This is a genomic window from Collinsella sp. CLA-JM-H32B (genome assembly GCF_040098065.1).
Lineage (GTDB): Bacteria > Actinomycetota > Coriobacteriia > Coriobacteriales > Coriobacteriaceae > Collinsella.
In genome coordinates this window covers 146,945-162,874 of record NZ_JBBNNA010000003.1, presented here as the reverse complement: position 1 = coordinate 162,874, position 15,930 = coordinate 146,945, and the positions used below count along the sequence as shown (strand labels likewise).

6 protein-coding genes are annotated in these 15,930 nt (G+C 52.0%); 4 read left to right on the top strand and 2 right to left on the bottom strand.

Annotated elements, in window-relative coordinates:
- Window positions 1-1,169: 1,169 nt before the first annotated feature.
- Window positions 1,170-1,448 (bottom strand): hypothetical protein, encoded by a 279-nt coding sequence (locus AAA138_RS03700; RefSeq protein WP_349089621.1) that lies wholly within the window; start codon window positions 1,446-1,448, stop codon window positions 1,170-1,172.
- A 387-nt stretch (window positions 1,449-1,835) separates the two neighbouring features.
- Between AAA138_RS03700 and AAA138_RS03695 the strand changes: the two genes are divergently transcribed.
- The 4 genes from AAA138_RS03695 (at window position 1,836) to AAA138_RS03680 (ending at window position 12,980) form a co-directional block, all read left to right on the top strand.
- Window positions 1,836-6,614, top strand: coding sequence for a cell wall-binding repeat-containing protein (locus tag AAA138_RS03695; protein ID WP_349089619.1), 4,779 nt, complete (start codon window positions 1,836-1,838; stop codon window positions 6,612-6,614).
- Window positions 6,615-6,677: 63 nt separating this feature from the next.
- Complete coding sequence (locus AAA138_RS03690; RefSeq protein WP_349089618.1) at window positions 6,678-9,791, top strand: cell wall-binding repeat-containing protein; 3,114 nt, start codon at window positions 6,678-6,680, stop codon at window positions 9,789-9,791.
- A 245-nt stretch (window positions 9,792-10,036) separates the two neighbouring features.
- Entirely contained in the window at window positions 10,037-11,989 is a 1,953-nt protein-coding gene (locus AAA138_RS03685) for a cell wall-binding repeat-containing protein (RefSeq protein WP_349089616.1), read from the top strand.
- Between the two features lie 91 nt (window positions 11,990-12,080).
- Window positions 12,081-12,980 (top strand): hypothetical protein, encoded by a 900-nt coding sequence (locus tag AAA138_RS03680; protein WP_349089614.1) that lies wholly within the window; start codon window positions 12,081-12,083, stop codon window positions 12,978-12,980.
- A gap of 119 nt (window positions 12,981-13,099) precedes the next feature.
- Here AAA138_RS03680 and AAA138_RS03675 read toward each other — a convergent pair whose 3' ends face one another.
- Window positions 13,100-15,811: a cell wall-binding repeat-containing protein gene (locus AAA138_RS03675; RefSeq protein ID WP_349089613.1), complete on the bottom strand. Its 2,712-nt coding sequence runs from the start codon at window positions 15,809-15,811 to the stop codon at window positions 13,100-13,102.
- Between the last annotated feature and the right edge of the window lie 119 nt (window positions 15,812-15,930).

Sequence of the window (15,930 nt, the reverse complement as noted above, 5' to 3'; positions counted from 1 at the left end):
ATGAGGCTGCGCCTGCTTCTTCTGGGGAAAATGAGGTTAAGACGGCTTCGAGTTCTTCGGTCGATGGCCGTGAGGGAGCTTGTGAATCGATGGCGCAGCGTGCGGAAGATGACTGCCCCATTTTGGATTCTCAGATCGAACCGCTGGAAGCCAAGAAAGAGATTGCTCCATGGGCCAAGTGTGGCCTTTGTGAATGGATGATTGATTCAAACGGTACTTTGATTATTCGCCCCCGAAATAATCTCGCAAGTGCTGAGCTCGACAATTATGCAAAAGCCCCTTGGCGTGAATATAGCGACTCGATTACTGCTGTTTTAGTTGAAAGGGGTGTCGTTGCGGCGGGCACCACTACCAGTCGGATGTTTTATGGCTTGGGGAATGTCGCTAGTGCAGACTTGTCGGGATTGGACACGTCTAGAGCGACGGACATGTCCTACATGTTTTACGGTTTCGGAAAAAAATTGACGCTCGATCTGAGCTCCTTTGAAACATGCAATGTTACTAGTATGTGCGGTATGTTTCAGGGGTCTGGTGTTGTCGGGGTTGATGTCTCATCCTTCGACACTTCGCGAGTCACCAATATGGAGCGTATGTTTTATGAGGCGCATGCAATTCAGTCTCTAGATTTAACCTCTTTTTACGTTCCAGAGCTTCTGAGCATGAAGGAAATGTTCTTTTGGTGTAATCAACTCAAAAGCATAAAGTTCAATAACTTAAATGCGCGGTCGCTCAAGAGTCTCGAGTCGACATTTCAAAATTGCTCAAAACTCGAATCCATTTCTTTAGGAAGTTTGGGACAGACAAGAGTTTGGTGCCTTAAAAACACTTTTAAAGATTGTGACTCTTTGAGGTGCGTCGATCTGCGCGGCTTTTCTTCACCTGTTCTTGAGACCATCGAACATGTTTGTTCTGGCGATAAAATGCTTGAAACTTTTTTGATGTCAGGTTCATTTCCTTCCGCATTGAAGAGTTCTTATTTTGCTTTTGGTGGCTGCAGCTCTTTGGAGACGCTAGATATTTCGGGGCTTACATTCAGTTCAAACAACTATACAGATAATGCCTATATGTTCAGTGGCGTAAATTCATTAAAGCGAATTAGCGTCGGAAACAGCTTCCGAGTTTACAAATCTCAGTCAGATGAGACGTTTTGTACTCCTGGAGATTCAGGCTTATTTACCGGCAAATGGGTCAATCTTGGTAATGGGCACGCATTTCGTGGCCTTGATGACATCAAGGGGGACGGTGGCGTCTATATCTGGCAAAAGGAATTGACGCCCGCAACTGTATCTGTGGATACATCTTCCGTAATATACGATGGTTCTGAACACGAGAAAACAGTCGTCAGTGATCTCATTGAGGGCGAAGATTTTACCTGTGAATATGACTCTAATGTAAATGTCGGAGAGGCCCATCTGAAAGTTGTCGGCCGGGGCGCCTGTATCGGCCAAAGTGTCTCCTTTACATTTATGATTGAGAAGGCCGTTCCCGTTTATGATGTGCCGGCTTCCATCGATTGCGCGTATGGAGAGGCGCTCGAGGATATTGATTTGCCGATAGGTTTTTCATGGGAGGGCAATGCTAAGCGTAGGGTTCTTAAAGTCGGTGACATTTCGTCTTTCACGGTGAAATACACTCCGACGGATACAACAAACTATAAATCCGTACGCGGCATTCCGGTTACTTTAAAGTGTGAAAAGAAATTAAAGCCCAGCCTATTTAGTGTTGATTTGTCTGGTCCATTTAAGTTTACGGGTAGTGAAATTCGTCCAAGGATTAGTAGCCCTATTTTGATTGAGGACACTGATTATCAGGTTTATTATGAAAATAATATTAACGTGGGAAGTGCTCGCATTGTTGTGACTGGTTGTGGCTCCTACTCCGGTCAGTCTATCGATTATTCTTTTGCTATTGAACCTTCTCTTCCCTCGTATAAGGTGCCCACCGGAATTAAGGCCGTCTATGGGCAGAAACTCTTTGATGTCAGGCTCCCCGACGGCTTCTCGTGGGAGGACCCGTCGCTTCCCGTCGGAGACCCTGGGGAGAAGACGTTCAAGTGCAAATATGCCGCTCCCGACGACAACCACACCGGTGTCGAGGGCATTGAGGTCAAGGTCCGCGTGACCAGGCCCATCGAAGCGTCGATGTTCTCGGTCGACGCCGAGGGGCTGGCCTACATCGGCAAGGCCCTCGAGCCCGCCGTCTCCTCCGAGGTGGTCCCTGCAGACTCCTTCTCGGTCTCGTATCGCGATAACGTCGCTGCGGGCAAGGCGGCCGCCGTCGTGAAGGGCTCCGGCTTCTACACCGGGACGTGCGAGTTGCCGTTCTCCATCGCCAAGGCGAAGCCAGCCTTCAAGGCCCCGACTGGGCTCAAGGCCGCTTACGGGCAGAAGCTCTCTGACGTCAGGCTCCCCGAGGGCTTCTCGTGGGAGGACCCGTCTCTCTCCGTCGGTAACCCCGGGGAGAACACGTTCAAATGCAAGTACGCCGCTCCCGACGACAACCACACCGGTGTCGAGAGCATTGAGGTCAAGGTCCGCGTGACCAGGCCCGTCGAGGCGTCCATGTTCTCTGTCGACGCAGAGGGGCTGGCCTACATCGGCAAGGCCCTCGAGCCCGCCGTCTCCTCCGAGGTGGTCCCCGAGGGCTCCTTCTCCGTCTCGTACCGCGACAACGTCAAGGCGGGCGGGGCGGCTGCCGTCGTGAAGGGTTCCGGCTTCTACACCGGGACGTGCGAGGTACCGTTCACCATCGCGAAGGCAAAGCCGAGCTACACGGTTCCCGCTACGTTAAAGGGCGTCTACGGTAAAAAGCTCTCTGACGTCAAACTTCCGGAAGGTTTCTCCTGGCCGGATCCGAGCATGCGTATCGATTGGTATGGGTCAAAGAGCATTGAGGCGACGTTCACTCCATCCGATACCAAAAACTATGAGGTCGTGAAGGGAATCGAAGTATCGGTTATTGTCGGCCGCAGTGTGATTGCCGTTCCCACTATTAAGGAGCTTGTCTATTCCGGATCTGTTCAGGCTCCTTCGGTCAGCATTGATGGCATTCATGTCGTTAAAAATGCCGGCGGCGTCAATGTGGGGGAGTATTCTGTCGAGCTTGCCCTCGATGATCCCGTTCTTGACTGCTGGAAAGACGGAACTACCGAGAACAAGAAGGTTGAATACAGGATCCTTCCTGCTGATATCAATTCCGCCGACATAGCCCCTATTTCTCCCTGCCTTCTCAAGAACGGTAGGGCCGAACCTGGCGTCTCGGTGACTTTCGGTGGGCAAGAGCTCTCCGTGGACAAGGACTTCGACGTTTCCTATTTCGATAACGGGAAGGTAGGGACCGCTTCTGTCACCATAAAGGGTAAGGGCAACTTTACTGGCGAAAAGACCGTCTACTTCCAGATCGCGAAGGGCGATCTAGGGGAGTGTCTCGTTTCCACTAAACAGAATGTCTATCTGTATAAGGGAAGTGCGATTGGACCTCGTGTCTTCGTTTCGACTAAGGACGGTGGCGCCGTTCTTCGCGAGGGCGTTGACTATAAGGTGACGTACGCTAATAACAATGCTTTGGGGACCGGCCATGCCACAATTAACGGCATGGGTGACTACATCGGTAGCAGCTCAGTTGATTTCGCAATCGTTGATACTATCGACTTGAGCACCTACTGTACGGCCCATGCATACGATGCTTTCTATACCGGTGGGGAGGTTTGCCCCAGGGTGGACGTCCGCCTGAATACTGAGAGCTATGACGAGGCCTACGGAAACGGCGGTGCTTCGAGATCCGAGGACGCCCCGATCGAAGGCCAGGACTACACGGTTTCGTATGAGGATAACGTCGAGCCCGGTATGGCTACCGCTGTCGTCCGTGGTCGCGGCAGATATACCGGCGAGGCCCGAGTCCAGTTTCATATCCTTCGCAAGTCGGACTTCGACCTGTCCGATTGCAGCGTGCGTCTCGACCCGCCTTCCGGTGCGGACAGGTATTCCTATGCGTTGAAGGGCGGCGAGTACAGCTTCCTGTATACCGGCTCCGCAGTTGAGCCGGATGTCAGCGTTTCCCTTTACGGTGGGTCCGGAATCTATGTTGAGCTGAGGGCCGGCGTCGACTACGAGCTGGACTACCGCTCCAACACCGAGCCCGGCTCCGCAACGGTTGCTGTCCGTGGCATCAACGGGCTCTCCGGTTCGCAGTCCCTCGGATTCAACGTGGTGCGAAAGCTCTCGGTCGCCGACCTGCTCCTTACGAAGTATGACTTTGAGCAGTCCGTGTATCAGCTTAAGCCTGGCTTCGCGCTGGCGCCTAAGCTCAAGGCTTCCTCCTCCTTTATCGAGGGTGCCGATTACACGCTCTCGTATTCCAACTGCGATAAGGCGGGCAACGGCCTTGTGACCGTGACCGGAATTGGGCGTTATGCGGGCAATGTTGTGATTGAGGTTCCCATCGTCGAGTCGCTCGATCGTTCGCTGCTTTCAGACTGCAGCTTTGACAAGATCGAGGACCAGGTCTACACGGGTTCGGAGATTTACCCCAGCGTGGTGCTCAGGAACGCATCTGGTGCCGAGGTCGACCAAGCAAGGGAGTGCAGCCTCCACTATTCAAATAACGTTAACGTTGGCAAGGCTACGGTTACTGCTAGCGAGGGCGCGTCTAGCTCAAGCTATATCGGAGAAACGTCGATAAACTTCAATATTCTTCCCGCTGACATCGACGACGCCTATTTTGCGCCGATTGGCGATGAGATCTACACTGGCAACGCGATAAAGCCTGATGTTCTCGTCCGCTTTAATGGAAAAACGCTTGTCAAGGGCATAGACTACGACCTGTCCTATTCCGATAACATCGAGGTTGGCACGGCGCAGGTTGTCGTTACGGGCAAGGGCAACTTTGGCGGCAAGCGTGAGATGACCTTTAATATCGTTCGGCCGGTGATCGAATTCGATCAGGACATGGTCGAGGGCAAAACGGTCTCCACTAGTTGGACCAAAAAGGTCAATGTCACCAGTTATCGCATGGTGCTTAATAGGGGCGGAATGGTTCGCATCCGTACGAGCTTCTCGCGCATCGATTCGGTGCTCTGTTCTATCCAAAATGAAAACGGAGATATTATTCAAAGCTGGGCGCCTTCGGATGGCGGCGACTATGGGTTCTTCGCCCTCCCGGCTGGCACATACTATTTCCAGTACATTGGTAGTCCAAAGTCCTACGGTGGCTTTGTTTACGCAAGCTACTCCATGACTCCCTTTGGTGAGCCCGCGGACACAATCTACGAGGTAGAGGATAACAACGGCACCGGGGATGGTCACACCATTGATGGAGACGCTACCCCCATTGAGATTGGGCGTTGCTTCGCCGGATCGAACTATTATGCGATTACCGATGGCTATGGCGATCTTGACTACTTTAAGTTCACGGTAACCAAACGCGGTCATTACTCTATGAGTTTGTCCACCAACGCGCGATTGATGTTTGCGCTTACGGACGCCCAAGGGAATATACTCGATAATCGCGATACGGGATCTGGCATCGTTGCTCAAAGTTATTCTGGCTCGCTGACGGGTCTCGACTTTGGCACGCTTGAACCGGGCACCTATTATGTTCTGGTGCTGTCAAAGGATGCGGATGCGATCGGCGCTGCTTACTTTGGCTGTGTTTTCGACTCGTCCGATCCCGCGCCGACCAAAAAGGGCGTTGGAAGAGTTTCTGGTAACACTCGTTACGATACCATGGGCAGCCTAACCGAGCGCGGCAATTGGGCCAAGGGCGGCTCGGTGGTGCTTGCGAGCGGCGCCAACTATCCCGATGCCCTGGCGGCTTCGTCGCTTGCGGGCGGGTTCAACGGCCCCATCTTGTTGACTGACCCCAACGGTCTTTCGACATCCGCTAGGGACCAGCTTAAGTTACTCTGTCCTTCTAGGGTGTTCATCGTGGGTGGCAATGCTGCGGTGTCGCCTTCCGTTGAACGTCAGGTTAAGGAATTACTTGGCTCTGGTTGTGCGGTGTTCCGCGTTGCAGGGCAGACGCGTTATGAGACGAGTCTGGTGGCTGCCGAGATCAACCCCAAGTCCTCCGATACCGTTATTGTCGCTACTGGCGGCAACTACGCGGATGCGCTCTCTGTAAGTCCTTATGCCTTTGCTTCGGGAAGCCCGGTGGTGCTATGTGATAAGTCGTCTGGCCTTACTCCCGGAGCTATAGATACCATTCATTCCAAGGCATATTCCAAGGCGGTGATTGTTGGAGGAAGTGCCGCCGTGCCTGCGTCTGTTGAACGCCAGCTGAGTTCTGCCGGCGTTAAAAACATCACGCGCCTGAGCGGTGCGACCCGATACGAGACTAGTACTAAGATTGCCGACTTTGAGCTTAAGTCGGGATTGGGCTTTACGATGGACGGCGTCATGCTGGCAACGGGCAATAACTTCCCCGACGCGCTCTCTGCTGGACCCCTAGCCGGCCGCTCGCGTTCTCCGTTGCTGCTAGTGGATCCCGGCGCCTCTTATGTTTCGTCCTACTTGTCTAAATATAAGGGCACGGTTCGTTCCGCAACGGTAGTTGGCGGCGCAGCCGCTGTGCCTGAGCGTGATAAGGCGACAATTGCCCGCGTCCTGGGGATATAGGATGTGGCACCGTTTGCTTATTGGGTTGATTAATTGTCGTATTCGAGAAGAAGGGTTAGTGAAATGAAGGCTCTCCGCAAGGGTGTTCTCGTGGTGGCCCAGCTTGTCGTGACCATCTCTCTTTTATTCCCGCAGTGCCCCGTTTTGGCATTTGCGGTGCCGGAGCAGGTTCAATCTGATAGCGAGGTGATTGAACCTACGGCCGATCAAGGGGGTGAAGCGGTTCCTCAGGATGCTGCCGCAGCCGATGCCCAGGCAAGCGATGATTCTGCCTCTGCACCCCAGGCTGTCGCTGCTACGGAGTCCTCCTCTGTACCCAAGCCCTCCAATCCTGGTGAATGGAAAACGGTTGGTTCATGTCTCTGGATGATCGATGGGTCCGGTCTTATGACCATTAAGCCTCAGAGCGATGACGCTGGATGCATCGATGGCAGGGATTATGGGTGTCCTTGGAGTGAGGATAGGGATTCGATTACTGCCATTGTTTTTCAGGGCGATATCGTTCTCAAGGAAACGTACTCGCTTTATGGATACTTCAGTTATTTTTCTAATTTGAAGAGTGTCGATCTGGGTTCTATTCATATCGACGAGTCGTTTAGCATCAATGGATTCTTTTACAAATGCGATTCGCTTGCGTCGATTAAGGTGGGTCAAGGTGCCAGCTTTAATGAAGCTGACTGGGGGGATCGCCGTGTAAGGTGGCGTTCGTCTGCCGACGGTGTTGTTTATCAGCTTGGTCATTTTCCCTGTGGCGTAGCGGCTACCTATGCGCGTGATGACTCAGTCGGCTTCGGCTCTTGGTATCAGGTTGGATCGTGCAAGTGGATGGTTGACGAAAAGGGTTTGCTCGCTATTAAGCCTTTGAACGGCTCTTCGGGATCATTCGGCTCTAGGGATGGCTTTAGAGATCAATATTGCCCTTGGTCGTCATTCAAAGATCAGATTACTTCAGTTGTATTCCAAGGGCATGTCGCTATCAAGGAATGCATGGATGATATGTTCCGCGATTGCAAGCAACTCCGGTCTATCGATTTTGGCTCGATTGATACTTCCGCTGTCACAAGCATGAATGGTCTATTTGCTGGTTGTTCTTCGTTGACTTCCGTTGATCTGTCTACTTTCGATACAAGTAAAATTAGCAGCTACGGTTTTTCCTTCTTCGAAGGCTGCGCCTCCCTCACTAAGATAACGCTCGGCGAATCGGTGTCTTTCGCAAATCCGAATGCTAGGTCTATCATCGATTTCCCCGATAATTCAAAAACTGGCCGTTGGGTTTCTTCTGCGGATGGGATAGCGTATGAGAATAATGGTTTTCCCGTTGGCGCTGCCGCTACGTATACGTCGCAAAAGCCGAGTGCAATTAAGAACAGCTGGAATCAATGCGGTTCTTGCCTTTGGAAATTGGACGATGCAGGCTGCCTGAGCATCAAGCCGCAGTATGACAATAAGGGCGTTTTGAGCAATGGTTTTGGTGACTACTCACATAATCCAGAAACATATGCTTGGCTCAGGTTTCGGAATCAGATTAAGGAGGTCAAGATTGCCGATGGTGTGAGTACGGGGACCAATGCAAGCAACCTGTTCAATGGCTGTTCTAATCTGACTTCTATCAATATCGAGGCTCTTGATACTTCGAACGCCGAAGATATGAGTTATATGTTCCAGGGCTGCTCGTCTCTTGCGTCTTTGGACTTGTCGAAATTCGATACATCCAAGGTCAAGAGAATGTTTTGGATGTTTAAAGGCTGTACGTCTTTAAGGACCCTGGATCTCTCTTCTTTCGATACGAAAAATGTTTCGGAAATAGGGGGCTTGTTTGGTGACTGCAGCTCGTTAAGGACCGTCGATGTTTCATCGTTTGACACTTCGAATGTTAATGATTTGAATGGCATGTTTTCGGGATGCTCTTCACTTGTATCGGTTGATCTTTCGAGCTTTGATACGTCGTCAGTTACTGATGCGTATGGTGTTTTTTATAACTGCAGTTCTCTTAAGCGGCTTGACCTGAGTTCATTTGATATGTCTGCAGCTCAAGAAATGGGCGGGTTTTTCTACGGCTGTACCTCTTTGCAAGAGGTTAGGTTCGGCGATAGCTTTGTTTTTGTCGGCGCTGATTCATTCCTGCCAAGCCAATACTTATGGGATGTTCCTATAACATGGCAAAACTCTAAGGGTAGTGCGTTTGCCGCCAAGGATATCCCCTCGTTTACCGCCGATACGTATCGTGCCGTTGTTGGCTCAATGCCGCGTCTTGCTGGCTACACGCGTTACGAGACGGCAGGTCTGCTGTTTGACCAGGGCAAATGGCAGCAGGGCGGTTCGGTTGTCTTGGCAAGCGGTGCCAACTATCCGGATGCCCTTGCCGCATCTGCTCTTGCCGGCGACTTGAATGCTCCTATTATGCTTACTGATCCCAATGGGCTTTCGTCTGAAACTGAGCAGCGCATTCAAAACTTTAAGCCTTCGCGCGTTTATATCATTGGCGGTAAAGCGGCCGTTTCCGCAAGTGTCGAGCGCCGTGTTGCTCAATTGGCCGGATCGGGTGCAAACATCCATCGCATTGCCGGTGATACGAGGTATGATACGAGCCTAAAGGTTGCCTCTTCGCTCTCGAATCCCTCGGATACGATAATCGTGACTACGGGTACCAATTACGCTGATGCTCTCTCCATTAGCCCGTATGCGTTTGCTACGGGGAGTCCCGTGGTGCTTTCCAGTCCGTCGTCTGGATTGTCTGATTCTGCCTTAAAGGCGATTAAGAAAGCGGGCTATAAAAAGGCTGTCATTGTCGGTGGAACCTCTGCCGTTCCCGCGTCGGTGACATTACAGCTAAAGGCTCAGGGTATTGGCAGCATTACGCGTCTTTCGGGTGATACCCGCTACGAGACTAGCGCTAAGATTGCCGAGTTCGAGCTTAAGCAAAACGTTGGATTTACCATGGACGGCGCCTATTTGGCAACGGGTCAAAACTTCCCCGACGCACTTGCCGCGGGCGCGCTTTCGGGCAAGCATCTGGTGCCCTTGCTGCTCGTCGACCCGAGCGCGCGTGAGGCATGCAGCTTCTTGTCAAAGTACAAGGGCGAGGTATCATGCGTGACCTTTGTTGGCGGAACAAGTGCTATTGGCAACGCCGAAGCCGCATCGATCACCAGAGCGCTTGGCATTAAAAGCGCATAGCATTTTTTCTAACATGTAATTTCTTGATATACCCGCAGACGTCCCTGTAAATGGGATGCCGGCGGGTCTTTTGTTTGGCTTTGGTCGCTGTCTTTTGCCCATTGCGCTCTCGTTTCCTCAGCATATCTTTACGGTTTGACCGTTTACCGAATCAAATGACCCTCCGTGCACATGGGTTGTCTAAGCATGCGCATTACCGGAGAGAATGGTATTGACATATGTTTTCGACCCGAGGGGGGGGAGACATGCTAGTTAAGAAACAAGCTCCAGCTGTCCTATTGCTCCTAGTCTTGGCGGTGGTGTCTGCCTTCGTTCCGACGGTGGGTTATGGCGAGCCAATTTGCTATGACACGGTCGATGCGTTTGATTACGTTGTGCAGGACGGTGACGGCTCCGATACCTCCGATGCCATGGCGGCTTCGGTTGATGGCGAGTCCATTTCCAAGGCAGCTTCCGAAATTGTCGTTCGCATTACTGCCGGGTGGGGCAACTGTTTGTCTTCTGTCGATGTGTCCGATGGGGGCTATACCGTTGGCGATTTCTGGGATGCCTTGGGTATCGTCGCAGTAGATCCTGAATATTATTGGGCCGCATCACAGTTTGGATTTGGGTATATCGACTCCAACGGGAATAGCAGTCCTCAGCGCACGGAACGCTTGACTTCAATTTCGCTGTACTACGTGGTTCCCACCATTACGGTGCCGGATGTTATCAATGCGACCGAGGCTAAGGTTTCGGAGGCGTTGACTTGGATTCCCAGCAACGCTACGCGATTCCAGATCGTTCAGGCGCTCCATGACTATCTGGTGCGGAATTGTGTCTATGACAGGTCTGCTGTGAATGAGGCGGTATCTCCTTCACGCACGGCGTATGGTGCACTTGCAAACGGTAAAGCAGTCTGTCAGGGTTACTCGCTTGCCTTCAAGCTACTTCTGAGGCGCGCCGGCGTTCATGCAGTATATGTGGGTAGTGATTCTATGCAGCATGCATGGAATATGGTTCAGATGGAAAATAACGCCTGGTATCACGTTGACGTTACATGGGACGATCCTATTCTGCATACGTCAACGTATCCTGAAGGGAACGACGGAGGATATTTTCGCGATGTAAGCCACGAGCTGTTCTTGCGTTGCGACAGCACGATGCGCGACGAACTTAATCATTATGGTTGGGCCGCCGCTTATACGAGTCCATATACCGACTATGGCAATCGCGAGTATCCGGAATATAAGGGTCCTGCCTGCCCCGTGCCCGGCATGTATCGCGCTGCCGGTGAGACGCGCTATGCAACTATGGCCGCTTTGCTCCCCAAGGCTCCTTGGAAGGCCGAGCGTACCGTTGTGCTTGCGAGCGGTTCTAACTATCCTGACGCCCTTGCTGCGGCATCGCTCGCTGGGGCCTACGATGCGCCTATCGTCCTGACCGAACCCAATTCGCTTTCTGTCGATGCTGCCGACATGATCGAGCAGCTAAGCCCTAATGTTATTTACGTTGTTGGTGGCGAAGCCGCGGTTTCGAAGTCGGCGGTCGATACCGCTGCATATTATGCGGCTGACGGCTGCAAGGTATTCCGCATCGCAGGCGACACGCGTCTAGAGACGAGTCTTGCAATTGCCAAGCGCGTGCGTCAAAAGAGCACTGCTTCCGATACCCTGATCGTAGCTACCGGGTTTAACTACGCTGACGCGCTGTCCGTCAGTCCGTTTGCGTTTGTCTATAAGTCGCCCATCTTCCTGTGCGGCTCCGATGGACTTTCCGCCGACGCTATCTCCTACATTTCTGGAGCTGGCTTTAAGCGTGCGATTCTTGTTGGTGGCACCGCCGCTGTTCCCGACCGCGTAAAACATCAGCTAACGAGCGCTGGTATCTCCTCCGGTTCTATTACGCGCCTTGCTGGAGCCACGCGTTACGAGACGAGCGCCAAGATTATGTCGTATGCTGTGAACGCTGGTATGAATGTTTCGAACGTATACTTGGCAACGGGTAAGAACTTCCCGGATGCGCTTGCTGCGGGTCCTGTCGCAGGAATGCTGCGTGCCCCGTTGCTGCTCGTCGATCCTGGCATTGAATATGCCCATACTGTTCTTGCGAATTACCGCGGAAGCGTTAATGTCGCAACTGTCGTTGGCGGCACGAGCGCTGTTTCGGCAATCGATGCCTTGTCTCTTGCCCGCACGCTGGGACTCGACCTTTATTAGTGCATGTTTGCATTGACGTGGCTGGTTTATCTGCTCAAAATTGCTAAATGTATGCAGTCGCTTTAGATGGTCCGATAGAGGAGTAATTAGAATGTCCGATGTTTCATGGATGGCAGACAAGAAGAACAAGCTTCGACGTATGATGGAGCATGCGCGCACGCGTGTTTCTGGTGAGCGTCGGGTCATCGTGACACTTACGTCGTATCCTCCCCGAATGAATACCATCTGGATGACGCTTCGGTCTATTTTTAGCCAGTCACGGCTTCCCGATAAAGTTGTCCTCTATTTGGCAAAGAGTGATTTTCCCAATAGGGAAGCCGATTTACCCGATTCGCTCAAAGAGATGCTATGGAATGACTTTGAGATTCGTTGGGTAGATGAGGATCTTAAGCCGCATAAGAAGTACTACTGGGCGTTTCGTGATTTTCCAGACGATCTTATTGTCACCATCGATGACGACCTTATTTACCGCAGGAATATGATTGAGACATTGCTGGCCTGTCAGAAGTCTCATCCTAATGCCATCGTTGCTTCGCGGACCCATTTGATTATGTTCAACGAGGATGGCTCGCTTAAGCCATATGATCAGTGGATCTACGAAGCCCCTCATTTCCATGAAAAGCTCGTTGGCAAGCCTTCTATGCGCCTGTTTGCAACGACGGGCGCGGGAACCATGTTTGATCCTAAGCTCTTCCCAGACATGACCTATGATGCAGATTTGATTAAGAAGCACTGTTTGGTTGCTGATGACGTCTGGCTTAAGGTCATTGAAACGATTTCCGGCGTTCCGGTGGTGGCTGCTACAGCCGATCAGCTTTTGGAGTATGTGCCCGATACTCAGGAAATTGCCCTATGCCACGTTAATACCGAGGCTGGCGGCAATGATGTTATTCTGGCGAGCCTTCTTGGTGAGCTTGAGTCCAAAGGCGTTTTACCCAAACCGTTTGCCGATCTCGTTCGTGATGACAGCTTAGATGCTTGTCTTGACTAGGCATTAGTGCGCCTTTGATGACTCTTGGCATGAAATTGCCCCCTTGAGGAAAGCTCGTGTATCGAGTTTCCTCAAGGGGGCTTTTGTTCTATAGATACAATCTACTTATAGGTGGCTAGCTATAGAACCTTTAGGCCGAGAGCCTCTGCGAGGGTTTGGGCGTCATTCTGGGGAACGACTGCCGTTCCTCCTACAATATAAGCATTCGAAATCGAGCCCTTGTACTCGCCTAGCGTTTTGCATGTGGTTTGCATGCCGGGGTCGACAAGCAGGAGAACGGTGCCCTTCTTGGCGGCAACGGGGCCGGCTGCCAAGGCGTCGGGGAAATTATTGCCGGTTGCCAAGAACACTCCGTCGGTTTTGATACTGGTGGTATGGGTTTCAAAGTCGAGGATTTCGGCGCTCGTTTCGTACCTTGTCGCACCGGAAAGCCTGATCTGATCGTTAAGTGCAAGCCACTTGAGCTGGGTTTCTACATGCTGGGGTACAGCGCTTGTGCCTCCGACAAGGATTGCGTAGTCGTAGCACATCTCGTGCACAAAGTCGAACTCTTCATTTGTTAAGCCCTTCACGGGGTCGCAGAGCAGGATCGGATACCCCTTCTTATACGCGTAAGGACTTATCGATAGGGCGTCGGCATAATTGGTGCCCGTAACAATGATTACCGTCTTGGCTTGTTTAAAGGCCGGGTGGCTTGCGATCTTCATGCACGTCTCGTAACGAGTCTGGCCGGCAATGCGTTCAACCGTGCATTTCTTTCCCGTGATGTTCTGGATCTGCTTATAGGTGGAGGCGCTAATGGCGCTTTCGCCACCTATGACATACACCCTGGTAGGTGCAAGCCTTTTGAGCTCATCTGATGCATCGGTGCTGAGCCCTGAATTTTCGGTAAGGATGACGGGGGCATCCAAGAGTCCAGCCAGCGAGGATGCGGAAAGCGCATCGGGGAAATTGGCGCCTGATGCCACGATTGCGGTGCCGCCCTGTTCCCATTCACCCTTTTCGACGAGTGCCGCCATCGTCTGATACCTTGTTTGGCCGAAGATGCGGTGCAGGCCGTTTTGATTGGGGTTGGGCTGAGGCTGGGGATCCGGATTGGGAGTGGGGTCGGGAGTAGGATCGGGCGTTGGATCGGGATTGGGGTTGCTGGTCTCGGTTGTGTCGTAGAACCACCATTTGCCGTTTGATTTAACCAATACCTTGGAATCGGAAAGGTTCAAATCGCAGTACTCGGAATACTTAAACGGAACAATTACGGTGCCGTTGTCTTTGACCAAACCCCAGTATCCGCGAGAGTCCTGGGCCCACCAGGCCTTGGTGGAAGGGTTGTACGGGGAATTGTTCGTCCTGTACGTCTCGGTCTTAATTGTTGCGACGGAGTATGTGCCAATCGTGAGGGGCTTAAGCTCGTTTTGGGGATCGTAGACGCGCGCCGTGACTGCAGAGGTCTCCTTGTCGACGGGGTTTGCAACAAAGTAGGTCTTTTTGTTGACCGTGATTGGCGTAAGCGAATCGCTGGCCTCAACGCTTCCGATGAAATTGAGCGTGTCGGAGTTGTAGACATATGTTTCTGCGTATTCGGTTTCTGCGTCTTCGGTGGCGATGACGTAGCCGTTTACGAGAGTGCAGTTCTCAAAACCTGTTAAGAGGACTTTTCCGTTTTCGTTAATGAGCGCAGAGTACCACGTAAAGCCGTCGTTGTAATTTAATTGCGCATATTTGCCGCAGGTGGTCAGGTTTGCTTGCTCGATGGTGTCGCCCGTCACGTCATCGCTCGAGATGCTGGCAATCTGTTTTCCGTCGTATGACAGCACGAAGAATCGGTGAACGTACCTGCCGTTTACGGGCTCATATATATGGCAGAGATACTTTTGGCCTCCGGGGAAGGCCACTACCGACCTGTAGCTCTTGAACAGGGTGACCTTGGTGCCGCGGTAGTCGAAGCATTCCTTGATTTGCGTGTGTGTTTCCGTAGTAAAAATATAGTCACCCTGAACGTTCACTTCGCTGTAGGTGCTCGGAAGGGTTGTCGTCGTTCCGTTATAGGTTATCGATGCGAGCTTGGTCGCGGCGCTTGTTGTGACCGTAAACGATTCGCCTTTGTGGTTTTTGCCCTGCACCGTGGTCTTTACGCCCGTGGGATCTTTAGTCTCCTTGAGTTTGTCGCCATCGATGGTGTAGTAATGATCCTCGGGATCTTCGCTAATGTGCTCGTCGCCGTCTTCGATAAACCTGATGGTCGCCAGGAACTCGTTTGCGCTGTTGGTCCACTCTACAGTTGCTTCGGTCGTGCCCATAATGTCTATGGTGTCCAGAAGGGTAGATGAGTGGCCTTGGTAGAGCGAGAGCGTTACGGTATTTTGGTAGTAGTTTGCGACTACATATCTGCTGCCGTCGGGCGAGATGGCGATGTCGTCCGTAGTTTTGTTAAGGGTAATAAGGTCTTCGCCCGTCGTCGCATCTGCCAAGCCGCACGTAAATAACCCGCCATTGTCGGTAACGGTGTTGGAAAGTGTAATGTAACCGTTGCCGAAGGTGGCCAACGCGGATTCCAGTGGGTTGTTCCAGCTCGGCGCGTCGTTAATGTACCAACCGGTGCCGTTCTTTGTTGCTCGTTTAACGGCACCATTAGAGTCGACAAGGTCGATTGAGCCATTGTCGGACTTCATGATTGCCCTGTTGTTTACAACGCCGTAGACATCGTCGTACGCAAGGCCAGTTGCATTGGTTATGCCTTTTGCGGTGTATGCCGCCGCTTGCGAGGGGGCAACAAATAAGGCGAGCATGGTAAGTAAACTGCTTATGAATAAGACGGGCGCGGTTTTCTTCATTTTGGGTCCACCTTTCGATGCAAGACGCTGGAAAGCGAGCTATTCAGAGACTGGCTTTTCAAGCATACACTTTCTATTTCTGCTGTATTCACCCTTTTTATTGCCTGTTGTACAACATG

What these genes read in the sequence shown, in the direction of transcription:
- AAA138_RS03680 (WP_349089614.1), top strand. Translation starts at nt 12,081, where the DNA reads ATGTCCGATGTTTCATGGATGGCAGACAAGAAGAACAAGCTTCGACGT.
- AAA138_RS03675 (WP_349089613.1), bottom strand. Translation starts at nt 15,811, where the DNA reads ATGAAGAAAACCGCGCCCGTCTTATTCATAAGCAGTTTACTTACCATG.
- AAA138_RS03685 (WP_349089616.1), top strand. Translation starts at nt 10,037, where the DNA reads ATGCTAGTTAAGAAACAAGCTCCAGCTGTCCTATTGCTCCTAGTCTTG.
- AAA138_RS03690 (WP_349089618.1), top strand. Translation starts at nt 6,678, where the DNA reads ATGAAGGCTCTCCGCAAGGGTGTTCTCGTGGTGGCCCAGCTTGTCGTG.